Below are 23,278 nucleotides of genomic sequence, written 5' to 3' on the forward strand. Positions count from 1 at the left end.
GTCTGAGGAGATGAACGCAGTGGCAGGAGCACGCGTTATCCCGCTGCACGATCCGGAGCGTGACGCAGCGCGCAGATCGCGCCACGTCGAGGTGGTTCCCGAGCCCGCGCAGCAGCAGTCCGAGACACCGGACTGGGAACGCAGGCTGGCCGACCTGCTGTCGTTCGCGCGCAGGCGGATCGTCGGCGACTACCAGATCGACGAGTTCGGTTTCGACCGCGACCTCACCGAGAACGTGCTGATGCCGCCGCTGAAGCCGTTGTACGAGAAGTGGTTCCGGGTCGAGACGATCGGGCTGTCGAACATCCCGATGGCCGGTGGCGCGCTGATCGTGGCGAACCACTCCGGCACGTTGCCGCTGGACGCGCTGATGACGTCCTACGGCATCGCGGCCGAGCACCCGGCGCAGCGGCACATGCGCATGCTCGGTGCCGATCTGGTCTTCCGCACGCCGCTGCTGGGCGCGCTGGCCCGCAAGTCCGGCCAGACGCTCGCGTGCAACCCGGACGCCGAGCGGCTGCTGTCGTCCGGTGAGCTCGTCGGCGTGTGGCCGGAGGGCTTCAAGGGCATCGGCAAGCCGTTCAAGGACCGCTACAAGCTGCAGCGCTTCGGCCGCGGCGGCTTCGTCTCGGCGGCGCTGAAGACGGGCATGCCGATCATCCCGTGCTCGATCGTCGGGGCGGAGGAGATCTACCCCATGATCGGCGACATCAAGGCGCTCGCACGGCTGTTCGGCTTCCCGTACTTCCCGGTGACGCCGTTCTTCCCGCTGTTCGGGCCGCTGGGCGCGATCCCGTTGCCGTCCAAGTGGTACATCGAGTTCGGCGAGCCGATCCGCACCGACGTGTTCGGCGAGAACGCGGCCGACGACCCGATGCTGGTCTTCAACCTCACCGACCAGGTCCGCGAGACGATCCAGCAGACGCTGTACCGGCTGCTCACCCAGCGTCGGAACGTGTTCCTGGGCTGATCAGCTCCTGCACCTCGGCGTAGCTGAACGCTTGTGGGACTCCACCGTCGCGCACCGCTTTCGCGGTCGCGACGGTGTGCTGGAGCGCGGCACGGAACAGCAGCGAGCCGGTGCTGATCCGCTTGACGCCGAGGTCTCGCAGCTCGGCCGGTGTGCGTTGTCCGGCGAGGACGTTCAACGGTGCCAGGCTCGCCAGCGCCTCGATGTCGCGCGGCTCGGTCAGGCCGGGCACGAAGATCCCGTCCGCGCCCGCTGCCACGTACCTCTTCGCGCGTTCCTCGGTCTCGGCGAGCGCGATGCCGCGCCAGTGGGTGTCGATCCGGACGTTGAGGAACACGCCGGGGGCGCGTTCCTTCACCGCGCTGATGAGCGGCGCCTGCTCTTCCGGCGTCACCAGGCCGTGCGGTCGGCCGTCCTCCAGGTTCACCCCGGCGATGCCGAGTCCTGCCACCAGCTCGGCCACCTCGTCCGGTGCGGCGCCGAAACCGGACTCCAGGTCGACGGTCACCGGGCAGGGCAGGCCGGACAGCTTCCTCGCCAGTGCCACCGTCTCCCGGCCGGCCAGCCCCGTGCCGTCCACGATCCCGTTGGCTGCGCAGACCCCGAGACTGGTCGTGCCGATCGCGCGGAAGCCCGCGGCGTGCAGGGCGACCGCGGAGGCGTAGTCCCAGGCGTTGGGGAGGATCAGCGGTTCGTCCTGGTGGTGCATCGCGCGGAACGCCATGTTCTTGGCGATCCGAGTGGCCAGTTTCCTGCCTGGGCAGACGTGCGGGCCGTGTCCGAACGGGTGGGCGGCCAGGCTGACCTCGATCACGCCGTCCTCAGTGGCCCTGCGCGTGATCGGGACGGGTGGGGCCGGGTTCCCGGTGCGGAGGTGCTCGGCGAGCGCGTGAGTGGCCGACCAGGCCTGCACGAGCAGCCCGATCCTGGCCGCGGTCTCCTCGTCGTGGCGGTGGGCGAGGCGTTCGACGGCCGCGTCGGCTTCGGCCGTGATCGGCTCGTGCGGCTGGTAGCTGGGCGCGATCAGCGCGATGTCGCCGAGTGAGCCCGGGAGGTCCAGTGCCGTCGCCAGCTCGTCGAGCGTGGTGGCGTTGACGTTCTCGATGAGTTTGGTCGTGAGTGCGCGCCTGCGGGCGTGCTCGGCACCGTTGCTGAAACGGACGACGCTGGCTCGCAGCCAGGCCACGCCGTGGTCGTCGGCGGGGACGTGCGGGACGGGAAGGCTCAGCAGCTCTTCGGTCATGGCTTCGACGCTGGGGCCCGGACGTTTCGGTGCCGGCCGAAGTGTCCCGGCCGGAGAATGGCGGGCATGGAGGCACTGACTCGGGTCGCCGCACTGCTGGCGGACAGGACGCGAGCGGCGTTCTGCGGAGCCCTGCTGGACGGCAGGGCCTGGACCGCCAACGAACTGGCCGCGCACGCCCGCGTGGCCCCGTCGACTGCCAGCGAGCATCTCACCCGGTTGATCGAGGCCGGCCTCCTCGTGGAGTACCGCCAGGGCCGCCACCGCTACGTGTCTCTGGCCGGCCCGCATGTCGCCGAGCTGCTGGAGGCCATGACGTCATTCGCGGGACCGGGTCCACAGCCGCGTGGCCTGCGGGCGGCGTCGGCATCGGAAGCGATGGCCCGCGGCCGCACCTGCTACGACCACCTGGCGGGGAAGCTGGGCGTCGCGCTGAAGTCCGGACTGCTGGAGCTGGGCGTGGTGAACGGTGATCTGGCGATCACCGAGCCCGGCTTGGTGTGGCTGAAGGAACTGGGCTTCGAACCCTCGAAACGCCAGGTCGTCAGGGCCTGCGTGGACTGGACCGAACGCGTCCCGCACCTCGCTGGGGCCGCCGGAGCGCACCTGTGCCAGGTGTTCTTCGAGCGCGGCTGGATCAAACGCATCGGCACCATCCGCGCCGTGGTGCTCACGCCTGCCGGCGAACAGGGCTGGCGTGAGCTCGGCCTGACCTGAGCTACTTGCTCAGGGCCGCCCGCAGGCGGTCTTCCTCCACCTGCCAGTAGCCGTGCTCGACGCCGTCGACCAGGAACACCGGCACCCGGTCGCCGTACTCGGCGCGCAGCTCCGGGTCGGCGTCCACGTCCTCGACGGACCAGGTCGCGCCCATCTCGCCGCAGATCCGCTCGATCTCGGCCTCGGCGACGTGGCACGAGTGGCACGTCTCGCGGCTCATGACGGTCACGTGGTGCATCGCTCAGGCTCCCAACGGCTTGCGCAGGACGCGGCGAGCCAGCTTGCCGGTCGGCGAGTGCGGCAGCGCCGGGGCGAACTCCACCGACGTCGGCACCTTGAACTTCGCCAGCCGGGTCGCGCAGTGCGAGACGACGTCCTCCGGCGACACCGAGGCGCCGTCGCGCAGGACCACGACGACCTTCACCGACTCGCCGGTCTTCTCGTCCGGCACGCCGACCGCCGCGGCCTCCACGACGTCCGGCATCTCACCGATGACCTGCTCGACCTCGTGCGGGTAGACGTTGAAGCCGTTCACGATGATCAGGTCGCCCGCGCGGTCCACCAGGTGCAGGTCGCCGTCTTCGTCGATGTAGCCGACGTCACCGGTGCGGAACCAGCCGGACGCGTCCGGGCCGTGGGCGCCGTCGGGCCAGTAGCCGCTGAAGAGGTTGTCGCCCTTCGCGGACACCAGGCCGGTGCCGGGCTCGTCCTCGTCGAGGTCGAGCACCGAGCCGTCGGTGTCGACCAGGCGGATCTCGACGCCCGGCAGTGCCTGACCCACCGAGCCGGGCTTCGGCACGCCCCCGACCAGCGTGGACGTCAGCACCGGGCCGGTCTCGGTCAGGCCGTAGCCCTCGAAGACGGGGATGCCGATGGCGGTGCGCATCTCGTTGATGACCTCCGCCGGGAGCGGGGCGGCACCGGACGTGAAGAGCCGGACCGTGGCGAGCTTCTCGCGCAGCACCTCGATCGGGTGCGCCAGCAGTGCCCGGTACATGGGCGGCACGCCGACCATCGTCGTGACGCGGTGCTGCTCGATGACGTCCAGCACCGTGTCGGCGTCGAAGCGCTCCAGCAGGATCGCGGTCGCGCCGGCGCCCGCCACCTGCAGCAGGCCGGGGCCGAGGCCGTAGACGTGGAACAACGGCAGCGCGAGCAGCACCCGGTCGCCCGCGGTCACGGGTGCGGGGCGCAGCGAGGCGCACTGCGAGACGTTCGCGAGCAGCGCCCGGTGGGACAGCATCGCGCCGCGCGGCACACCGGACGTGCCGGAGGTGTAGCCCAGCACGGCGAGGTCCTCGCCGCCGCGCACGGCCTCGAAGGGCTCGGCGGTGGCCCGCACGTCCGGAAGCTCGAGCACCGTGGCGTCGGACCCCTCGCCGTCGCCGACCAGGAGCGTGGCGCCGGAGTCGGCCAGGATGCGCTGAAGCTCACGCGGCGGGTTGCCGGGGCCGGTGGGCACCACGACGCCACCGGCGCGCAGGATTCCGAAGACGGCGACCACGAACTCGGGGCTCGTGGGCAGCCGTACCGCCACTCGGTCGCCCGGTTCGAGTCCGGAATCGGCCAAACGGCGGGCGAAAGCGTCGATCGCACCGTCGATGGTTTCCCAGGTGAGGCTCGAACCGCTCGCGACGTCGACCAGAGCGACGTGGCTGGGCCCCCGCTGTGCCGAAGCACGGACCAGATCTGCGACATTGCGAGCGGAAGTCAACATGGCCTCCTCATGAACAACTGAACGCTTCGAGCAGTCTTCCACGCGTGGCGCGCGTCACGAAGCCGTGGTTCGCACGTCTCCACATCGCAACCCGTCAACTACCTACTACGGAGTAACAACACGTATGCTGCCGCCACGGCGACTCTGTGGAGGTGCCGCCAGCCGATGACTGCACGGGCACGACCGAACACGATGAGGACCACCCGGACCATGACGGGAGGTCAGCACGACGACGCCGACGAGCCGTGGCAGCTCGTCAAGGCCGCCCAAGAGGGTGACACCGATGCGTTCGGCGTGCTCTACGACAAGTACGTCGACATGGTGTTTCGCTATGTCCTCTTCCGGGTGGGCGGCGATCGCGCGTTCGCGGAGGACGTGACCAGCGAGACGTTCCTGCGCGCGCTGCGCAGCATCGGATCGGTCAGCTACCAGGGCCGCGACGTGGGCGCGTGGTTCGTCACGATCGCCCGCAACATCGTGTTCGACCACGTGAAGTCGAGCCGCTACCGGCTCGAGGTCACCACGGCGGAGCTGCAGGACAACCGCGAGGAGACGAGCGGTCCCGAGCAGGAAGTGATGACCGAGGCGACCAACGCGGAGCTGCTCCGCTGCGTCTCCCAGTTGGGGGACGACCAGCGGGAGTGCATCGTGCTGAGGTTCATCGAAGGCAAGTCGGTGTCCGAGGTGGCCCAGCTCATGGACCGCAACGAGGGCGCCGTGAAGGCGTTGCAACACCGGGCCGTCCGGCGGCTCGCGCAGATTCTTCCGTCGTGGTTGCGGTGATCGTGATCGCAGAGGCGTAACCCAAGGCAGATCAACTTCGTTACTCGGGCTGAGATGGACGGTAAGGGAAGCACACCGCGGTGGCGGCACACAGAGCACGAGCGGTTCGCTCGTGCGGTGGAAGGCGGTCCGCAGCCGGTCGGCAGGGACTCCGACCTCGCCGACGACCTGGCGATCGTCGAACTGCTCAGGGGCATGGACGTCGGCCCCGACGCCGAGACCCGTGCGCGCATGAAACAGCGCATCCTGACCGCGCCCCCGCCCGAGAAGCCGCTGGTCCTCTCGTCGGTAAGACGCGTGGGAGCGCGCGCACGATTAGCAGTCGCAGCGGCCGCCGTGCTCTGCCTGCTGATGTCGCTCGGAGGCATGAGTGTGCTGCTCAGCCGTGACGCGCTCCCGGGAGACCCGCTCTACGGCGTCAAACGCACCACCGAAAGCGCATCGCTCGGCCTGACCTTCGACGACGAGTCGCGCGCTTTGAAGCACCTGGAGTTCGCGGCGTCCCGGGTCACCGACATGGAGACGCTGGCCGACCGCGCGTCCGGCGAGTCCGCCCAGCTCACGGCCCTGGCCGACCTGAACACCGACGCGGTGGAGGGCGCCCGTCAGTTCACGACGTACGCGACCTCGTCCGACGAGAAGGCGCTGCCGGCGCTGCGCGACTGGGCGCTGGCCCAGTACGTGAAGCTCGGCACGCTGCGCCCCCGCCTGCCAGGAGAGGCCGGACCGCACGCCGACACCACGATGTGGCTGCTCGCGAGCATCGCCCAGCGCGCCCACGACCTGGCCGCGCGCTCCGGCTGCGCCTCCGTGGTCAGCGGTTCCTCCGACACGCTGGGCCCGCTGCCGTCCAAGGACGAGTGCGCCTCGGCGGCGACGGACCCGAACTCGTCGTCCCGCCGCGACCCGTCCTCGGTCGCGCCGACGCCCTCCGGCCAGCCCGCTCCGTCGACCGTGCCGTCCGGCCAGCCCACCCAGCCTGTGCAGCCGGGCACCCCGGTGCCGCCGTCGTCGCAGCCGGGCACGTCCACGCCGCCGACCTCCGGCAAGCCGGAGATCACGATCCCGCTGCCTCTGCCGCTGCCCACCATCTCGCTGCCGTTGCTGCCCGGCATCAGATTCGGCTGAGTCGAGGGTTTCCGATCCGGCCTGATCGCTAGGCTTGTGACATGGCAAGTAAGCGTGAGGTGGAGACCGACCGGCTGGCCGTGCTGGCCGGCGAGGCATCGGCTGAGGCGGCGGTGCAGGCTGCCGCCGCGGCGCCAGAGCTCGAAGCCTCACTCGCGGTGCCCACAGACCTGACCGCGGCCGCGTTCTTCGACGTCGACAACACGATGATGATGGGCGCGTCGATCTTCCACTTCGCCCGCGGCCTCGCCGCGCGCAAGTACTTCTCGTCGTCCGACCTGGCGGGCTTCGTCTGGCAGCAGCTGAAGTTCCGCGTGGGCGGCCGCGAGGACCCGGAGTCGGTCAAGGCCTCCCGGGAGCAGGCCCTGTCCTTCGTGGCGGGCCGCAGCGTCGCCGAGCTGGTCTCGCTCGGCGAGGAGATCTACGACGAGCTGATGGCCGACCGCATCTGGAAGGGCACCCAGGCCCTGGCCCAGATGCACCTCGACGCAGGTCAGCGCGTGTGGCTCGTCACCGCCACGCCCGTCGAGCTGGCTCAGATCATCGCCCGCCGCCTGGGCCTCACGGGTGCGCTGGGCACGGTCTCCGAGTCGGAGAACGGCGTCTACACCGGCCGTCTCGTGGGCGACCTGCTGCACGGCAAGGCCAAGGCGCAGGCGGTCCGCTCGCTGGCCGCCAAGGAAGGTCTCGACCTGCGCCGGTGCACGGCCTACTCGGACTCGTCGAACGACGTCCCGATGCTCTCGGTCGTGGGCACGGCCGTGGCGGTGAACCCGGACTCGCAGCTGCGGGAGATCTCGCGCCGCAAGGGCTGGGAGATCCGCGACTTCAGAACGGGGCGGAAGGCGGCCAAGATCGGCGTGCCGTCGGTGCTGGGCGCGGGTGCGCTGGCGGGGGCGGTGGCGGCGACGCTGGCGTACCGCCGCCGGGTGAAGTAGCAGGTCAGGTGCCGCGCAGCTTGCGCCGCAGCGCGTCCAGCTCGGTCGCTGTCGGCTGCGGCACGCTCTCCCGCGCGATGTACCCGGGGTAGTCCGGCGGCGGTTCCGGCACCGGGTGCGTGCGCCAGCACGGGTGGTCGCAGTCGGCCATGATCCGTTCCATCGCCCACTTCCAGGCGAGATCGTGGAACACGAGCCCGCGAAACGGCGCGTCCGGCGCCTCGTACTCGTAGAACTCGGCCGCCGCCTGCCGAGCCTCGTCCGCGGGCAGGCCGCCGTAGTGCCGCATCGCCCACGCGAAGTGCGCCCGCTCGGTCTCCAGGTACTCCAGGTACTCGCCCTCGTCCCAGGCGGGCCAGTCGGTCACGTGAACTGATTACCAGGGCCTTACAGCTCAGGCGAACCAAGGGCTCATCGGTGTCGAATTAGAGGCATGAAGCCCGCCAAGGCAGCACTCACCGGTCTGCTCGCGATCATCGCCGCGCTGGCGGCCGGGCACCTGGTGGCGGCCTTCGTGGGCCTGTCCGCCTCCCCCTACCTGGCTGTGGGCAACGCCGCGATCGACCTCACCCCGTCCTGGCTGAAGGACTTCGCGGTCAGCACGTTCGGCACCCACGACAAGCTCGTCCTGCTCATCGGCATGGCGGTCGTCCTCGCGGGCGTCGGCGTCGCGGCCGGCCTGGTCAGCCGCACGACGCCCACCCCCGGCACCGTGGTCGCGATCGTGCTCGGCCTGGTGGGCGTCGTGGCCGTGCTGAACAGGCCGGACGCCGGACAGCTCAGCGTTCTCGCACCGCTGGCGAGCCTCGCCGCGGGCGTCTTCGTGTTCCGCCACCTGCACAAGGAGACCGAGGAGAGCGAGACCCGGCGCGACTTCCTCGTCACCGCCGGACTCGCGGCCGTGGCGGGCATCGCGGGCCAGGTCTTGGGGAGCCGCACCGACGTCGAAGGGTCGCGCCAGGCCATCGGCGAGCTGAAGCCGGCGACTCCGGCACCCGAGGTGCCGATCAACGCCGACTTCGTCGGGGACGGCACCCCGAGCTTCATCACGAGCAACAAGGACTTCTACCGCATCGACACCGCGCTCAGCGTCCCGCGCATCCGTGCGGAGGAGTGGGCCCTGAGGGTCCACGGCATGGTCGAGCGGCCGACGGTCCTCACGTTCGACGAGATCCGCCGGCGCGACCTCGTCGAGGAGACCGTCACGCTGACCTGCGTCTCCAACGAGGTGGGCGGGCCGTACATCTCCACCGCGAAGTTCATCGGCATCAAGATCGGTGACGTGCTGCGGGAAGCCGGGGTGAAAGCCGGCGCGGACCAGCTGTTCAGCACCAGCGACGAGGGCTTCACGGCAGGCAGTCCGCTCGATCACGTCCTCGAGCGCGGCCTCATCGCGATCGGCATGAACGGCGAACCGCTCCCGGCGGAACACGGATTCCCCGCGCGGCTCGTGGTGCCGGGGCTGTACGGCTACGTTTCGGCGACCAAATGGGTGACCGACCTCAACGTCACCACGTTCGCGAAAGAGCAGGGTTACTGGATTCCGCGCGGGTGGGCAACCAGGGCGCCGATCAAAACGATGTCGCGAATCGACCGGCCCAAGGGGCTGAGCAAGGTCCAGGGCAGGACTGTCGTCGCGGGCACGGCGTGGGCGCAGCCGAAGGGCGTGGCCAAGGTGGAGGTCCGGGCGGACGGCGGGCCGTGGCAGGAAGCCGAGCTGGGCGCGGACGTCAGCGACAGCACGTGGCGGATGTGGCGGATCGAGCTGGACTTGAAGCCCGGTAGTCACACGGTCGAGTGCAGGGCCACCGACAAAAGCGGTTATACCCAGGATCAGGCGCGGCTGGACCCCATTCCGGATGGCGCCACCGGGTGGCATTCGATTTCTTTCACCGTCGGCTAGAACCAAATCCGGACTCACTCCGAATGTTGGGCAGACAGGTCCAGGACATTCAGGGAGTGATCGAAAGTGCGAAAGACCCTCGCAGGTGTATTTGCGATAGCAATCGCGGGTCTGGCGGCCTGCAGCGGCATGGACCAGCCCGGCACGACGACGAACACCCCGACCACCACGAGCGAAGCCGCCATGGGCATGACCAGGACGAGCGACGTCTTCGGTCCCGGATGTGCCGGTGTTCCGCAGGGCGGCAAGGGCTCGCTCAACGGCATGGCAGAGGACCCGGTGGCCACGGCCGCGAGCAACAACCCGCTGCTCACCAAGCTGGTCGCGGCGGTCAAGGCGGCCAACCTGGCCGACACGCTGAACTCGCAGCGGGCGATCACCGTGTTCGCGCCGGCCGACCCCGCCTTCGCCGAGCTGGGCGACGCCAAGTTCCAGGAGATTGCGGGCAACCCGGCGGCTCTCACGCCGATCCTGCAGTACCACGTCGTGCCCATGCGCTACGACGCGAAGGGCCTGGAGGCCGCGAAGACCGTCAAGACGCTCGCAGGTCAGGACGTCACCATCGCGGGATCCGGTGACAACCTCACGGTGAACGGCGCGCCGGTGCTGTGCGGCAACATCCCGACCAAGAACGCCACCGTGTTCGTGATCGGCAAGGTGCTCACTCCGTAGTGATCAAGAGCCGTGACAGCGCTGGTCACGCCCTGTGACCAGCGCTGTCACTGGTCTCGGGGGTCGAAAGCGCCGACTTTGTGCATGCGTTCACAAGCGGTACGGTGTGGGTATCACCAACGCCGCGGGGTCCCTGCGGTGAAGCACACCCGGAGGTCGGAGAGCGTGGCATCACAGCGGGGCGAAGGTGAGACGACCGCCACCCCTCTGGAGCCTGCCGACAGGGAGCGCGCCCGCGCGATCCCCGAGGCGGCCGTGGCCAGGCTCGCCGTGTACCTCCGCGTGTTGTCCGGCATGGCCGACCAGGGCGTGACGGCCGTCTCCAGCGAGGAGCTGAGCCAGGCCGCCGGCGTCAACGCTGCGAAACTCCGCAAGGACCTGAGCTACATCGGGTCGTACGGCACGAGGGGTGTCGGGTACGACGTCGAGGTCCTCGTCAGCCACATCGAGCGCATCCTCGGGCTCACCCGCAACCACTCCGTCGCGGTCGTCGGCATCGGTAACCTTGGTCACGCTCTGGCCAACTACGGAGGGTTCCCCGGCCGCGGCTTTCCGGTCACCGCCCTCTTCGACGTCGACGCCGATCTCATCGGAGTGCCTGTTGGGGGCATTCCGGTCAGTCACATCGACGACATCACCGCCGTTTGCCTGGAGCGCGAGGTCTCGATCGGCGTGATCGCGACGCCGCCGCCCGCCGCTCAGTCGGTTTGCGACCGTTTGGTATCTGCGGGCGTCCAGTGCATTCTGAACTTTGCACCAGTTGTCCTTCAGGTTCCAGACAACGTCGAGGTGCGCAAGGTTGACTTGGCGGTTGAGATGCAGATCCTGTCGTTCCACGTCGCTCGACGTGCGGACGAGGCTGCCAGCGTCTCGGTCGGCAACGGACTCGGTGTGGACGGGATGGTGATTCGCCCGTGAGCGTGAGCCAGACGGCTCCGGCAGACGTGGTGAGTGCATGAGTGTGCTCGTAGTCGGTCTGTCGCACCGCACCGCCCCGGTCCCGGTCCTCGAACGCGTCACCGTGGCCGAGCCGAACCTGCCCAAGGTTCTCGGTCAGCTCCTCGCCGCCCCCAGCGTCTCCGAGGCGATGGTCCTGTCGACCTGCAACCGGGTCGAGGTCTACGCCGTCGTCGAGTCGTTCCACGGCGGTATGTCCGAGGTCGTCGACGTGCTCGCGCAGCACGCCCAGGTCGACCCGCAGTCGCTCTACGAGCACTTTTACGTGCATTACGCCGCCGCGGCCGTGGAGCACCTGTTCTCCGTCGCGGCGGGCCTCGACTCGATGGTCGTCGGCGAGTCCCAGATCCTCGGCCAGCTGCGCGGTGCGTACGCGGCGGCGGACGAGGCGGGCACCGTCGGCAGGACCGTCCACGAGCTCACTCAGAACGCGCTGCGCGTCGGCAAGCGCGTGCACACCGAGACGGGCATCGACCATGCGGGCGCGTCGGTCGTGTCCGAGGCGCTCGGCGACGCCGAGGCCGCGCTGGGCACCCTCGTGGGCAAGCGCGCGCTGCTCGTCGGCGCCGGTGCCATGGGTGGCCTGGCCGCCGCGCACCTGCGCAGGGCGGGCATCGGCGAGGTCGTCATCGCCAACCGGACGCAGGCGAACGGTGTGCGGTTGGCCACGTCCCTGCAGGCCGACGGTGTCCCCGCGACGGCCGTCGACCTCGGTCGCCTGGCCGGCGAAATCGATCTCGCGGACATCGTCTTCGCGTGCACCGGGTCGGTCGACACCGTCGTCCGCGCGGACATGATCAGCACGCGGTCGCGTCCGCTCGTCATGTGCGACCTCGGCCTGCCCAAGGACGTCGACCCGGCCGCGGCCGAGCTGCCGAACGTTCGTGTGGTGGACCTGGAAACGCTCCAGCGGCGCCTCTCGGACGCCCCGGCGGGCCACGACGCGCGGCTGGCGGCCCAGCTGGTCGCCGACGAGGTCAAGGCCTACCTCGCGAGCCAGCGCTCCGCCGAGGTCACCCCGACCGTCACGGCGCTGCGCAAGCGGGCGGCCGAGGTGGTCGACGCCGAGCTGCTCCGCCTTGATTCGCGACTCCCCGAACTGGACGCCGCGACACGCGGTGAATTGGCCAAGACGGTGCGCCGCGTTGTAGACAAGCTCCTGCACACGCCGACCGTCAGGGTGAAGGAGCTCGCGTCCTCGCCCGGTGGTACCGGCTACGCGGAGGCTCTCCGCGAACTGTTCGGGCTCGACCCCCAGACGCCTGGGGTCGTCAGCCAGACCAAGAAGTCTTCAGTGGATGGTGAAACGCGGTGACCCGCACCCTACGGATCGGTACCCGTGGCAGCGCACTGGCGCTCGCGCAGACGGGGACCGTCGCCGAGGCGTTGAAGGCTGCCGGAGCACAGGTCGAGATCGTCGTCATCAAGACGCCGGGTGACCTCTCCGACGCGCCCATCGCCCAGATCGGCATCGGCGTTTTCACGTCCGCCCTGCGCGACGCGCTGGCGAACGGTGAGATCGACGTCGCCGTCCACTCCTACAAGGACCTCCCGACGGCGCCGGACCCCCGTCTGGTGCTCGCGGCGGTGCCCCAGCGCGAGGACCCGCGCGACGCCCTCGTGGCGCGCGACGGCCTCACGCTCGGCGAGCTGCTGCCGGGGTCCACTGTGGGCACCGGGTCCCCGCGCCGCGCCGCCCAGCTGGAGGCGCTCGGCCTCGGGCTGAACGTCGTTCCGTTGCGCGGCAACGTGGACACCCGCATCGGCAAGGTCCGCAGTGGAGAGCTCGACGCCGTGGTGCTGGCCCGTGCCGGCATCGCGCGCCTCGGTCGCGCTGACGAGATCACCGAGACGCTGGAGCCCATCCAGATGCTTCCCGCGCCCGCACAGGGCGCGTTGGCAGTCGAGTGCCGGGTCGACGACGTCGACGCCGAGCACCTGATCCAGTCCACTTTGGACGATTCGGCCAGCCGGGCCGCTGTGACCGCTGAGCGCGCCATGCTGGCGGCGCTCGAGGCGGGCTGCAGCGCGCCGGTCGGCGCGCTGGCCGATGTGGTGGAAGACCTCGATGATGATGGGAAGGTCGTGTACCGGCTTTCTCTGCGCGGGGTCGCCGCGACGCCGGAGAACGATCTCCTCCGTGCGTCCGCCACCGGTGACTTGACCGAAGCTGAGGGACTCGGCCGGGCGCTGGCCGCCGAGTTGCTCGACCTCGGGGCCGCAGTGCTCAGCGGCCCAGAGGCGTAATCGATGGGGAGTGCCCTGATGACCCGCGCACGCAAGACCCCCGGACGCATCGCCTTCGTGGGCTCCGGCCCAGGCGACACCGGGCTGCTCACGGTCCGGGCCCACGACTTGCTCACCCGTGCGGAGCTCGTGGTCACCGACCCGGACGTCCCTGCGGACGTCCTCGCGACCGTGGCCGAGGGAGTCGAGGTCCGCCCCGCCGTCGGGGAGTCCGCCGACGTGGCCAAGGACCTGGTGACGGAGGCGAAGAACGGGGCGGTCGTCGTCCGCCTCGTCGCGGGTGACCCGCTCACTCTCGACTCGGTCGTGAAGGAAGCGCAGGCCGTCGCGAAGTCGACTATCCCGTTCGACGTCGTTCCCGGCGTGCCCTCCGGCACCGCTGTCCCCGCCTACGCCGGTGTGGCGCTCGGTGGTGTGCACACCGAGGTCGACGTCCGCGCGGTGAGCGACTGGGCAGGCCTCGCGGCCTCGCCGGGCACGCTCGTGCTGCACGCGACCGGCTCGCACCTCGCGGAGGCCGCGTCGAACCTCGTCGAGAACGGTCTGGCGCCGCAGACGCCGGTCGCCGTGACCGCCGAGGGCACCGGTTTCCAGCAGCGCACCATCGACACCACGCTGGCCTCCGTCGCCGCCGACGCCGGTGAGCTGAACGGCCCGCTGGTCGTCACGGTCGGTGCCGCCGCTGCCGCTCGCTCGAAGCTCTCCTGGTGGGAGTCGCGGGCGCTGTACGGCTGGCGCGTGCTGGTCCCGCGGACCAAGGAGCAGGCCGGCGCGATGAGCGAGCGTCTGCACTCGCACGGCGCGATCGCCGTCGAGGTGCCGACGATCTCGGTCGAGCCGCCGCGCAGCCCCGCGCAGATGGAGCGCTCGGTCAAGGGCCTGGTCGACGGCCGCTACCAGTGGGTCGTCTTCACCTCGACCAACGCCGTCCGCGCGGTGTGGGAGAAGTTCCGCGAGTTCGGTCTGGACGCCCGTGCGTTCTCCGGCGTGAAGATCGCCTGCGTCGGCGAGGCCACGGCCGCGAAGGTGCGCTCGTTCGGCATCATCCCCGAGCTCGTGCCGTCCGGTGAGCAGTCGAGCGAGGGTCTCCTCAACGACTTCCCGCCCTACGACGACATCCTCGACCCGGTCGACCGCGTGCTGCTGCCGCGGGCAGACATCGCCACCGAGACGCTGGCCGCGGGCCTGCGCGAGCGTGGCTGGGAGATCGACGACGTGACGGCGTACCGCACCGTGCGTGCGGCCCCGCCGCCCGCCGAGACCCGCGAGATGATCAAGTCCGGTGGCTTCGACGCGGTGTGCTTCACCTCGTCGTCGACCGTGCGGAACCTGGTCGGCATCGCGGGCAAGCCGCACGCCCGCACGCTCGTCGCGTGCATCGGCCCGCAGACCGCCGAGACGGCGCGGGAGTTCGGCCTCCGGGTCGACGTGCAGCCCGAGGAGGCGAACGTGCCCGCGCTGGTCGACGCGCTGGCCGCCCACGCCGCCCGGTTGCGCGCCGAGGGAGCGCTGCCTCCTCCGCGCAAGACCAAGCGTCTGCGCCGCAGCTAGTTCATGAAGCCGTCGGGGCCATCCGAGATCCTGGGATGGCCCCTTCGACTCTCTCCACAGGGAGTCCCGCAGTGTTTCCACTTCACCGGCCGAGGCGTCTGCGTACGACGCCCGCCATGCGCCGCCTGGTCTCCGAGACCGAGGTGCGCCCGAGGCAGCTCGTGCTGCCCATGTTCGTCAAGGAAGGCCTGGCACAGCCCGCCGAGATCGGCAGCATGCCCGGCGTTCTGCAGCACACCCGTGACTCGCTTCGCAAAGCCGCGGTCGAGGCCGTGCAGGCCGGTGTCGGCGGCATCATGCTGTTCGGCGTGCCCGCCGAGCGCGACGCCGTCGGTTCCGGAGCGACCGACCCGGACGGCATCCTCAACGCCGCGCTGGCCGACCTCCGTTCGGAGCTCGGCGACAGCACCGTGCTGATGTCGGACTGCTGCCTCGACGAGTTCACCGACCACGGCCACTGCGGCGTGCTCGCCGCCGATGGCACGGTCGACAACGACGCCACGCTCGAGGTCTACGGCGAGATGGCCGTGGCCCAGGCGCGCGCCGGTGCTCACGTCGTCGGTCCCAGCGGCATGATGGACGGCCAGATCGCCTTCATCCGCAACGCTTTGGACCAGGCGGGCCTGCACGACACCGGCGTCCTCGCCTACTCGGCCAAGTACGCCTCGGCGTTCTACGGCCCGTTCCGCGACGCCGTGGAGTCGCAGCTCGCCGGCGACCGCAAGACCTACCAGCAGGACCCCGCGAACGGCCGTGAGGCGATCCGCGAGGTGCAGCTGGACCTCGCCGAGGGCGCGGACATGGTCATGGTCAAGCCGGCGCTGCTGTACCTGGACGTGCTGCGTTCGGTGGCCGAGATCTCGGACGTTCCCGTTGCGGCGTACCAGATCTCGGGTGAGTACGCGATGATCGAGGCCGCTGCCGCGAACGGCTGGATCGACCGCGAGCGCTCGATCCTCGAGTCGCTCACGTCCATCCGGCGTGCCGGTGCGGACATCGTGCTGACCTACTGGGCAGTGGAAGCCGCCCGGTGGCTGGACCGCTGACACCCGCACGCGTACCGAAGCTGATCGATGTCGCGCGCTGGCTGTGGATCGCCAGCGCGGGCATCGGCGTGGTGCGGTTCGTCGCGCAGCTCTTCGACCGCGAGACGCTCATCGCCGAGGCGCGCAGGCAGAACCCGGCGCTCGGCCAGGACCAGATCGACGCGGGCGTCAACGGCGGGATCCTGTTCGGCCTGCTCATCGCGACCGCGATCGTTCTCGCGTACACGCGGCTGGCGAACACGATGGCGCGCGGGCGCAACTGGGCGAGGATCGTGCTGACGGTCCTCGGTGCCGCGTCCGTCGCGTTCGGACTGTTCCGGCTGGTGGCGTCCGGCAGCGGGATCGCCGCTGATCTCGGGGTCGCGATGCAGCCGGTCGACCTGGCCGTCACGGTCGTCACGACGGCGCTGGACGCGACCGCGATCGTGCTGATGTACCGCGTGTCGGCGCACTTCAGGACGCGCGTCACGGTGGACAGCGCTTCCCAGCGGTCCTAAGTTCCGACCGTGACGTCTCCGAAGGAATCGGGCACTCCCGGCACGATCGTCGCGGGCTACTGGCTCGTCGTTGCCGGCGTGGCGCTCAGCGTGCTCGCGTCGATCTTCCTGCTCGCCAACAAGCAGGACGTGGTCGACGCCGTCAAGAGCAGGAACACCGACCCGAAGCTGACCGGGGAGATGATCGAGACGTCGGCGACGGTGACGCTCGTCGTCGCGCTGGCCATCAGCGTGCTGCTGGCCGCGCTCGCCGTGTGGTTCGCGGGCAAGGTGAAGGCGGGGACGAAGAAGAGCCGCACCGGGCTGATGATCGTGGTGCTGCTCAACCTGTTCTTCCAGCTCATCGCGAACGGGTACGCCGTCGTCGCGGCGCTGGTCGCGATGGCGGGTCTGGTGCTGCTCTACTTCCGGCAGTCGACCGACTACCTGACCGAGCGCGAGCAGCTGACGTGAACGACGCTCCCCGGTCCGTGCGGATCGCGGTCGGCCTGTGGCTCGCGATCGCCGTGTTCGTGCTGTTCACCACTGCCGGTCTGTGGTTCCAGCGCGGTGAGATCGAGCGGCTGAGCGGCAGGCCGCCCGCCGACGTGACGAACTTCCTGGTGGCGCTGACCGTCGTGGCGGTGATCTTCGCGGCGCTGTACGGCCTGCTGACGCGGCTGTTGGTCAAGCGGAAGAACTGGGCGCGCGTCGCGTTGTCGGTCGTTTCGATCGTGCACATGATCTGGCTGCTGCTCGTGGGGGTCTCCACGGCGAATCTGGTCGTTCTGCTGCTCATCTGTGTCGCGATCGTCTTCACGTGGCAGGCGCGTACGGCACAGTGGCTGGCGGAGGTGCGTGAGCAGTGACCGATCCGCAGAACCCCAGCCCGTGGCAGAACCCGGACAACCCGCAGTCGCAAATCCGGCCGGCCTACGACGGCGCGTCGGCCGGCACCTACGAGGTGCAGGCGATGAACCAGATGGGTCTGCCGATGCCGCCCGCACCCGAGCCGGCGCCACCACTCGACCACGCGCAATGGCAGAACCCGCAGACGGGCTCCTACCAGAACGTGGGCGCGTCGCACGGCACCTACGAGGTGCAGGCGGTCAACAACATGGGCTTTCCCATGCCGCCGCTCGCGCCCGCGCTGCCGCAGGAGATGTCGGCACCGCGACCCGCCACGATCACCGCCGCGATGTGGATCTGGATCGCGGGTGCGGTGCTCTCCGTCGCCGTGTTCCCGGTGCTGTTGCTCACCAACGCCGAGTTCCTCCTCAGCCAGGACGAGTCGCTCGTCACCGCCGAGGACCGCATGGCCGGCGAGTTCGGCGTGCGGGCCATGGCGTTGATGTTCGGCTTCGCGATGCTCGTGGCCGCGGCGCCGTACGTCGCGTTCGCGGTCGTGCTGCGCAACGGTCAGAACTGGGCGCGAATCCTGCTCACGATCCTCGGTGCGCTCGGCTTCCTGTCGATGGTCGCGATCATGTTCTTCGCGCTGGCGGCGGACGTGTGGCAGCCGGGCGTGGCGATCAGCATCGTCGTGATGGGGCTGATCGTCGCGGCCGTGGTGCTGCAGTTCCTCCCGCCGTCGAACAAGTTCGTGCGGTAGTGCTGTACCGCGAATCCGGCAGCAGCTGGTGGCCGCTCCTGTGGGGACCAGCGTTCGCGGTCGCCGGCTACCTGGTCGAGCTCATCACCGGGCCCGCGTCCGTCGCGCTGTGGACGATCGTGGGGCTCGGGCTGACCCTCGGCGCTGTCCTGTGGGTGTACGGCAGGGTCAAGACCGGCAGCGTCGCGCTCACGGCCGAGGAAGCCCAGTTCGGGCGGGAGAAGCTGCCGGTCGCGATGATCGAGGCCTGTCAGGACGTCGGTGCGCCGACCGGTGCGCGGGTGCTCGGCGGCGGCTGGTCGGTGCCGAAGGGGACGACGGCGGTGCCGCTGCGCCTGCTCGACGGCACGGTGGTGCTGGGGTGGGCGCGTGATCCGGAAGCCTTGCTCGCAGCCCTGCGCCGGGTCGTGAGAGGGTGAGCAACGTGACAGAGGCCGTGACTGAGCCGGAGTCGGAGACCGTGGTGGAGGAGCCGGAGCCCGCCCCGCCCGCCGGCCCGAGCCTGCACCAGCCCAAGCGGTGGCTCATCGCCGCGGGCGAGGTCGTCGCGATCGTCCTGCTGACGTGGGCCGCCGTGTGGTGCTGGAACCGCGGCATCGTGAAGCTCGCGTACCCGGTCGACGGCCGCGAGCCGCTGATCTCCACGCGCTACCACGGCAACTGGCTCGGCACCGCGGCCGGCGCCGCCACACTGGCCGTGATCCTCGCACTCGACGCCGTGCGCCAGGTCGTGCTGGCCCTGCGCACCCGGCCGCAGAAAGCCGCCGAAGCCGACGTGTGAGACTGGGGTACGTGACTGCGAGTCGATCCCAGGCCCTGTTCGAGCGCGCCTCCACGCTGACCCCCGGCGGGGTCAACTCTCCGGTGCGGGCGTTCCACTCAGTCGGCGGCACCCCGCGCTTCATGGTTCGTGGCGAGGGACCGCACCTGTGGGACGCGGACGGCAACCGGTACGTCGACCTGGTGGCCTCGTGGGGCCCGATGATCCTCGGGCACGCCCACCCGTCCGTCGTCGAGGCGGTGCAGAAGGCGGCGGCGTCCGGGCTCTCGTTCGGCACGCCGACCGAGGGTGAGATCGAGCTCGCGGCCGAGATCGTCGACCGCGTCGAGCCGGTGCGCCAGGTCCGCCTGGTCAACTCGGGCACCGAGGCCACGATGAGCGCGATCCGCCTCGCGCGCGGCTTCACCGAGCGACGCAAGATCATCAAGTTCGCCGGCTGCTACCACGGCCACGTGGACGCGCTGCTGGCCCAGGCGGGCTCTGGCGTCGCGACGCTGGGCCTGCCCACCTCGCCCGGCGTCACGGGCGCGCAGGCCGCGGACACCCTGGTCCTGCCCTACAACGACATCGAGGCCGTGAAGGCGGCGTTCGCGGAGAACCCCGGCGAGATCGCCTGCGTCATCACCGAGGCCGCGGCGGGCAACATGGGCGCGGTCGCACCGCTGCCCACCTTCAACGCCGAGCTGCGCGAGATCTGCGACGCCTCCGGTGCGCTGCTGATCATGGACGAGGTCATGACCGGCTTCCGCGTCTCCCGCGCCGGCTGGTTCGGCCTCGAGCGCGTGCGCGGCGACCTCTACACGTTCGGCAAGGTCATGTCCGGCGGCCTGCCCGCGGCGGCGTTCGGCGGCCGCGCGGACGTGATGGCTCGCCTCGCGCCCTCCGGCCCCGTCTACCAGGCGGGCACGCTGTCCGGTAACCCAGTCGCGGTCGCGGCCGGCCTCGCGACTCTCCGTGCCGCGGACGAGGAGGTCTACCAGGCCCTCAACCGCAACGCCACGCGCCTGGGCTCGCTGTTCACCGCGGCCCTGACCGAGGCGGGCGTCGAGCACCGCGTGCAGTTCGCCGGGAACCTCGTGAGCGTCTTCTTCGGTTCTTCCGACGTGAAGGACTACGCGGGCGCCCAGGCGTGCGAGACCTGGCGCTTCCCGCCGTTCTTCCACGCCCTGCTGGAACGAGGCGTCTACGCCCCGCCGTCGGCGTACGAGGCGTGGTTCGTCAACGCCGCCATGGGTGAAGAGGAGTTCGCCGTGATCGCCGACGCGCTGCCTGCCGCGGCTCGCGCTGCCAAGGAGGCTCGCCAGTGACCCGCACCGTCGTCCATCTGCTCCGCCACGGTGAGGTGCACAACCCCACGGGGATTCTCTACGGCCGGATCCCGGGGTTCCGGTTGTCCGAACGCGGGCAGAAGCAGGCCTTGACCGTGGCCGAGCACCTCGCCGACCACGACATCGCGCACGTCGTGGCCTCGCCGTTGGATCGGGCACAGCAGACTGCGGCTCCGATCGCCGACTCGCATCGGCTGGAGCTGGCCACGGACGAGCGGTTGATCGAGGCCGACAACCAGTTCGAGGGGCTGAAGGTTGCCGTTGGCGACGGGGCGTTGCGGTCGCCTCAGCACTGGCCGAAGCTGGTGAACCCCTTCAGACCGTCCTGGGGGGAGCCGTACATCGAGATCGCCCACCGGATGCTCGGGGCGGTGCAGAAGGCTCGGGCTGCTGCTGAGGGGCACGAAGCGGTTTGTGTTTCGCATCAGTTGCCCATTTGGACCGTGCGGCGGTTCTTGGAGGGGAAGCGGATGTGGCACGACCCCCGTCGTCGGGAGTGCTCGCTCGCCTCGTTGACCTCGTTGATCTTTGAGGGGGAGCAGCTGGTGCGGATTGCTTACTCCGAGCCGGTCGGCGCCACCAATCCTCGGGTGACCGGGGCATGAAGCGGCTGCTTGTGCTGTTGCTCCTTCTTTCCGGGTGCACCGTTGGGAAGGATGCTGCTCAGGTCGGGGGTGGGGACTTTTACCTCGTTGCTCCTGGAGGGCAGGTCAAGATTCGGTATGCGCCTTCTGAGCGGAAGCCGCTTACCGGGCTTGAGGGGGAGTCCCTGATGGAGGACGGGAAGATCATTCGGCTGTCTGACTATGCGGGCAAGCCTGTGGTGATCAACGTTTGGGGGGCCTGGTGCGGGCCTTGCCGGACTGAGGCTCCCGAGATGCAGAAGCTGTTTGATGCTGGCACGCAGGTTGTTGGTGTTGATGTCAAGGAGACTGACAAGAGTCATCCGCAGGATTTCATGCGGGATCGGTCGTTGACTTACCCGTCCATCTATGACGGGTCTTCTCGTAGTTTTATCAATGTTTTTAAGGGTGTGCCGGCCAATACTGTTCCTTCCACCTTTGTGGTGGATAAGCAGCATCGGGTTGCGGCTGTGTTTTTGGTGGCTGTGCTTGCTTCCGATGTTCAGCCGGTTTTGGATGAGCTTGCCAAGGAGTGAGGGCTTCTCCTTCGCGAGAGGGCTGTTGTGGCGTATGCAAGTACTACCAACACATGATCGAAACGCCGCTGACGATCGCCAACATGTCAAAGGGCCCCGGCTGGAGTGCGCCGGGGCCCTTTTCGTGACGGCTAGTTGCCTGCTGGCGGCGTGGGCGGTTGGTTCAGCGACGGGATTTTGGCCTTGAAGGCCTTGATCATGGCGTCGCGGCCGATCGAGTTGAACTCCTTGCCCAGGGTTCGCATGATCGAGTTGGCGGTGGGGCGGTACAAGCCCGTTTTGTAGTAGCGCGCGCCTTCCACCGGGGCGATCACGCCGCCGTCCGGGGACGGCTGGCCCAGGTATTCGCCCCACTTTGTGCCGGCGGGGTCCGTGGTTACGTTGAATTCCTTGGGTTCGGCGCCTGTGTAGTTGGCGTACGGGTAGTCGTACTCGTCGGCCAGGCCGCCGATCGAGTGGCCCAGTTCGTGGATCGCGATTTGGCCCGCTTGGGCGTTGGCGCCCGAGGCGGTGGCCACCGAGCCGCCGGCGCCGCCGTACTTGGTGGTGTTGCCCAGGGCGATCACCTGGTCTGCCTGGGGGGCCAGGGCGGCGTATTCCTTCGCCTTGGTTTCGTTCACGCAGAGGAGGCGTTCGGTGTTGGCGTCTCGGCCCTGGCACCAGAAGCCCATGTCCAGGGCGGTGTCCTTGAGCAGGCCCTTGGTCGGGTCGTGGTCCACGCCGGACTCGATGGAGATGACGTTGACCTGCCAGACGTTGAAGTACGGCTTGTAGGAGGCGAACGGCTCTACGGCGGAGAGTTCGGCCCACTTGCTCTGGACGTTGGCGGTGTAGGTCGCCATGTCGTCCGAGGTGTAGCCGTCGCCCACGAAGACCAGGTCGAAGGCATCGGACGCGTCTCGGTCGCCGTGGATTTTCGTCACTTCGGCGGCGGCGAGGAGGCGGAGGCCCGTTCTTTGCTCGGCTGGGGCCCTTGGCGTGAGGGTCTGGGTGATGGAGCCGTCTTCGTTGAAGACCTCTCGCCACTCCATCGCCGGGGCAGCGCCACCGGCCGGCACCTGGGCGAACAGAGCCAGCGCGGTGACTGTGAGCGCCGGGAGGATCAGCCGGGAACGATGCATGCGCTGACGCTAAGCAACTGTGATGTCACCCACAAGGCGGCAATCGTCGGTACTTCTGTCGCAGTTGAGCGGGGGCAGTTGGACACGGAAAGGCCATGCCGGTGGTCGCGTGATCTGGGCAACTACCTAGTCTGAGGTGTGTGAACCCCACCGATCTGGCGATCTCCGGGCCGTTGCTGCTGGCCACCGGGGTTGCTTTGCTCGCTGGTTTCATCTCGTTCGCTTCGCCGTGTGTGGTGCCGCTCGTACCCGGTTATCTGGCGTACCTCGCGGGGCTGGTCGGGGCTGAGGCGCCTCGGGTCGAGGCGAACGAACCGGCCGCGCAGGGGCGGTGGCGGGTGGCTGGGGCCTCGCTGCTGTTCGTGCTCGGGTTCACGGTGGTCTTCGCGTTGGCCTCGATGGCGATTCTCGGGGCGTCGGACGCGTTGTTCCTCAACGCCGATCTGTTCCAGCGGATCGGTGGTGTCGTGACGATCCTGATGGGGCTGGTGTTCATCGGGCTCGTGCCGGCGCTGCAGAAGGACCTGCGGTTCCACGCCAAGCCCAGGGCCGGGTTGTTCGGGGCGCCGTTGCTCGGGGCGGTGTTCGCGCTCGGGTGGACGCCGTGTCTCGGGCCGACGCTGGCCGGGGTGCTCGCGGTCGCGCGCAGCACCGAGGTCGGGTCGTCCACGGTGCGCGGGGCTGTGCTGGTGCTGGCCTACTGCCTGGGGCTCGGGTTGCCGTTCGTGGTGCTCGCGCTCGGCGCGCGGTGGGCGCTGGGGGTGACCAAGTGGCTGCGCTCGCACGCTCGGCAGGTGCAGATCTTCGGTGGCGTGCTGCTGATCCTGGTCGGGATCGCGCTGGTCACCGGGCTCTGGGGTGAGTTCGTCGGGTGGCTGCGCTACTCGTTCGTCGACGTCGTGAGGCTGCCGCTCTAGTGATCGCCTTCC

At 69.5% G+C, this 23,278-nt stretch carries 27 protein-coding genes; 22 read left to right on the plus strand and 5 right to left on the minus strand.

Annotated features, from left to right (window positions below):
• The first annotated feature begins 10 nt into the window (after nt 1-10).
• Nucleotides 11-970, plus strand: coding sequence for a lysophospholipid acyltransferase family protein (locus C8D87_RS11845; RefSeq protein ID WP_112226675.1), 960 nt, complete (start codon nt 11-13; stop codon nt 968-970).
• On the opposite strand, the gene C8D87_RS11850 is transcribed toward C8D87_RS11845, so the two are convergent.
• Nucleotides 939-2,213 (minus strand): isocitrate lyase/PEP mutase family protein, encoded by a 1,275-nt coding sequence (locus tag C8D87_RS11850; protein ID WP_112226676.1) that lies wholly within the window; start codon nt 2,211-2,213, stop codon nt 939-941. The two genes, C8D87_RS11845 and C8D87_RS11850, sit on opposite strands and share 32 nt — an antisense overlap.
• Nucleotides 2,214-2,279: 66 nt before the next feature.
• Between C8D87_RS11850 and C8D87_RS11855 the strand changes: the two genes are divergently transcribed.
• Nucleotides 2,280-2,930: an ArsR/SmtB family transcription factor gene (locus C8D87_RS11855; protein WP_325049657.1), complete on the plus strand. Its 651-nt coding sequence runs from the start codon at nt 2,280-2,282 to the stop codon at nt 2,928-2,930.
• A gap of 1 nt (nt 2,931) precedes the next feature.
• Here C8D87_RS11855 and C8D87_RS46855 read toward each other — a convergent pair whose 3' ends face one another.
• Together C8D87_RS46855 and C8D87_RS11860 are read right to left on the minus strand one after the other, a co-directional pair.
• Entirely contained in the window at nt 2,932-3,168 is a 237-nt protein-coding gene (locus tag C8D87_RS46855) for a glutaredoxin family protein (protein WP_109629040.1), read from the minus strand.
• Nucleotides 3,169-3,171: 3 nt separating this feature from the next.
• Nucleotides 3,172-4,647 (minus strand): AMP-binding protein, encoded by a 1,476-nt coding sequence (locus tag C8D87_RS11860; RefSeq protein WP_215732290.1) that lies wholly within the window; start codon nt 4,645-4,647, stop codon nt 3,172-3,174.
• A gap of 210 nt (nt 4,648-4,857) precedes the next feature.
• Here C8D87_RS11860 and C8D87_RS11865 point away from each other — a divergent pair, with 210 nt between their 5' ends.
• From C8D87_RS11865 to C8D87_RS11875, 3 genes are read left to right on the plus strand one after another with little or no spacing between them, the layout of a single operon-like run.
• Complete coding sequence (locus C8D87_RS11865) at nt 4,858-5,430, plus strand: sigma-70 family RNA polymerase sigma factor (protein ID WP_233439087.1); 573 nt, start codon at nt 4,858-4,860, stop codon at nt 5,428-5,430.
• A 54-nt stretch (nt 5,431-5,484) separates the two neighbouring features.
• Nucleotides 5,485-6,558 (plus strand): DUF5667 domain-containing protein, encoded by a 1,074-nt coding sequence (locus tag C8D87_RS11870; protein WP_146771689.1) that lies wholly within the window; start codon nt 5,485-5,487, stop codon nt 6,556-6,558.
• A 41-nt stretch (nt 6,559-6,599) separates the two neighbouring features.
• Nucleotides 6,600-7,496 carry an HAD family hydrolase gene (locus C8D87_RS11875; RefSeq protein WP_109629031.1) on the plus strand — a complete coding sequence of 299 codons (897 nt, stop codon included), beginning with the start codon at nt 6,600-6,602 and terminating at the stop codon, nt 7,494-7,496.
• 4 nt (nt 7,497-7,500) lie between these two features.
• On the opposite strand, the gene C8D87_RS11880 is transcribed toward C8D87_RS11875, so the two are convergent.
• A complete protein-coding gene (locus C8D87_RS11880) occupies nt 7,501-7,863 on the minus strand; it encodes a hypothetical protein (RefSeq protein ID WP_112226679.1) in 363 nt (120 codons plus the stop codon).
• 66 nt (nt 7,864-7,929) lie between these two features.
• Between C8D87_RS11880 and C8D87_RS11885 the strand changes: the two genes are divergently transcribed.
• From C8D87_RS11885 to C8D87_RS11960, 16 genes are all read left to right on the plus strand, one after another.
• Entirely contained in the window at nt 7,930-9,399 is a 1,470-nt protein-coding gene (locus tag C8D87_RS11885; RefSeq protein WP_112226680.1) for a molybdopterin-dependent oxidoreductase, read from the plus strand.
• A 129-nt stretch (nt 9,400-9,528) separates the two neighbouring features.
• A complete protein-coding gene (locus tag C8D87_RS11890) occupies nt 9,529-10,071 on the plus strand; it encodes a fasciclin domain-containing protein (protein WP_112226681.1) in 543 nt (180 codons plus the stop codon).
• A gap of 165 nt (nt 10,072-10,236) precedes the next feature.
• A complete protein-coding gene (locus C8D87_RS11895) occupies nt 10,237-10,989 on the plus strand; it encodes a redox-sensing transcriptional repressor Rex (RefSeq protein ID WP_233439086.1) in 753 nt (250 codons plus the stop codon).
• A 37-nt stretch (nt 10,990-11,026) separates the two neighbouring features.
• Nucleotides 11,027-12,343: a glutamyl-tRNA reductase gene (locus C8D87_RS11900; protein ID WP_112226682.1), complete on the plus strand. Its 1,317-nt coding sequence runs from the start codon at nt 11,027-11,029 to the stop codon at nt 12,341-12,343.
• Nucleotides 12,340-13,275 carry a hydroxymethylbilane synthase gene (hemC, locus tag C8D87_RS11905; protein WP_109629020.1) on the plus strand — a complete coding sequence of 312 codons (936 nt, stop codon included), beginning with the start codon at nt 12,340-12,342 and terminating at the stop codon, nt 13,273-13,275. Before C8D87_RS11900 ends, hemC begins: the two co-directional genes overlap by 4 nt.
• Before the next feature lie 18 nt (nt 13,276-13,293).
• Nucleotides 13,294-14,826: a bifunctional uroporphyrinogen-III C-methyltransferase/uroporphyrinogen-III synthase gene (locus C8D87_RS11910; protein WP_109629018.1), complete on the plus strand. Its 1,533-nt coding sequence runs from the start codon at nt 13,294-13,296 to the stop codon at nt 14,824-14,826.
• Nucleotides 14,827-14,897: 71 nt separating this feature from the next.
• Nucleotides 14,898-15,872 carry a porphobilinogen synthase gene (gene hemB, locus C8D87_RS11915; RefSeq protein WP_109629016.1) on the plus strand — a complete coding sequence of 325 codons (975 nt, stop codon included), beginning with the start codon at nt 14,898-14,900 and terminating at the stop codon, nt 15,870-15,872.
• A complete protein-coding gene (locus C8D87_RS11920) occupies nt 15,857-16,369 on the plus strand; it encodes a hypothetical protein (protein ID WP_112226683.1) in 513 nt (170 codons plus the stop codon). Before hemB ends, C8D87_RS11920 begins: the two co-directional genes overlap by 16 nt.
• A 9-nt stretch (nt 16,370-16,378) precedes the next feature.
• On the plus strand, nt 16,379-16,822 hold the full coding sequence (locus tag C8D87_RS11925) for a hypothetical protein (protein ID WP_109629012.1): 444 nt from the start codon (nt 16,379-16,381) through the stop codon (nt 16,820-16,822).
• Entirely contained in the window at nt 16,819-17,217 is a 399-nt protein-coding gene (locus tag C8D87_RS11930) for a hypothetical protein (protein WP_112226684.1), read from the plus strand. Before C8D87_RS11925 ends, C8D87_RS11930 begins: the two co-directional genes overlap by 4 nt.
• Nucleotides 17,214-17,960 (plus strand): hypothetical protein, encoded by a 747-nt coding sequence (locus C8D87_RS11935; protein WP_112226685.1) that lies wholly within the window; start codon nt 17,214-17,216, stop codon nt 17,958-17,960. The genes C8D87_RS11930 and C8D87_RS11935 overlap by 4 nt, the downstream gene beginning before the upstream one ends.
• Nucleotides 17,960-18,379 (plus strand): DUF3093 family protein, encoded by a 420-nt coding sequence (locus C8D87_RS11940; RefSeq protein ID WP_109629006.1) that lies wholly within the window; start codon nt 17,960-17,962, stop codon nt 18,377-18,379. Before C8D87_RS11935 ends, C8D87_RS11940 begins: the two co-directional genes overlap by 1 nt.
• A 5-nt stretch (nt 18,380-18,384) precedes the next feature.
• Nucleotides 18,385-18,741: a hypothetical protein gene (locus C8D87_RS11945; RefSeq protein ID WP_146231337.1), complete on the plus strand. Its 357-nt coding sequence runs from the start codon at nt 18,385-18,387 to the stop codon at nt 18,739-18,741.
• Between the two features lie 11 nt (nt 18,742-18,752).
• A complete protein-coding gene (gene hemL, locus C8D87_RS11950) occupies nt 18,753-20,048 on the plus strand; it encodes a glutamate-1-semialdehyde 2,1-aminomutase (RefSeq protein WP_112227051.1) in 1,296 nt (431 codons plus the stop codon).
• A complete protein-coding gene (locus tag C8D87_RS11955) occupies nt 20,045-20,674 on the plus strand; it encodes a histidine phosphatase family protein (RefSeq protein ID WP_109629000.1) in 630 nt (209 codons plus the stop codon). Before hemL ends, C8D87_RS11955 begins: the two co-directional genes overlap by 4 nt.
• Nucleotides 20,671-21,228, plus strand: coding sequence for a TlpA family protein disulfide reductase (locus tag C8D87_RS11960; RefSeq protein ID WP_112226686.1), 558 nt, complete (start codon nt 20,671-20,673; stop codon nt 21,226-21,228). The genes C8D87_RS11955 and C8D87_RS11960 overlap by 4 nt, the downstream gene beginning before the upstream one ends.
• A gap of 131 nt (nt 21,229-21,359) precedes the next feature.
• On the opposite strand, the gene C8D87_RS11965 is transcribed toward C8D87_RS11960, so the two are convergent.
• Nucleotides 21,360-22,349 (minus strand): M64 family metallopeptidase, encoded by a 990-nt coding sequence (locus C8D87_RS11965; protein WP_112226687.1) that lies wholly within the window; start codon nt 22,347-22,349, stop codon nt 21,360-21,362.
• A 140-nt stretch (nt 22,350-22,489) separates the two neighbouring features.
• On the opposite strand from C8D87_RS11965, the gene C8D87_RS11970 reads away from it, so the two are divergent.
• Nucleotides 22,490-23,266 carry a cytochrome c biogenesis CcdA family protein gene (locus C8D87_RS11970; protein WP_112226688.1) on the plus strand — a complete coding sequence of 259 codons (777 nt, stop codon included), beginning with the start codon at nt 22,490-22,492 and terminating at the stop codon, nt 23,264-23,266.
• Nucleotides 23,267-23,278: the final 12 nt, after the last annotated feature.

The organism is Lentzea atacamensis, from assembly GCF_003269295.1.
Classification (GTDB): Bacteria; Actinomycetota; Actinomycetes; order Mycobacteriales; family Pseudonocardiaceae; genus Lentzea; species Lentzea atacamensis.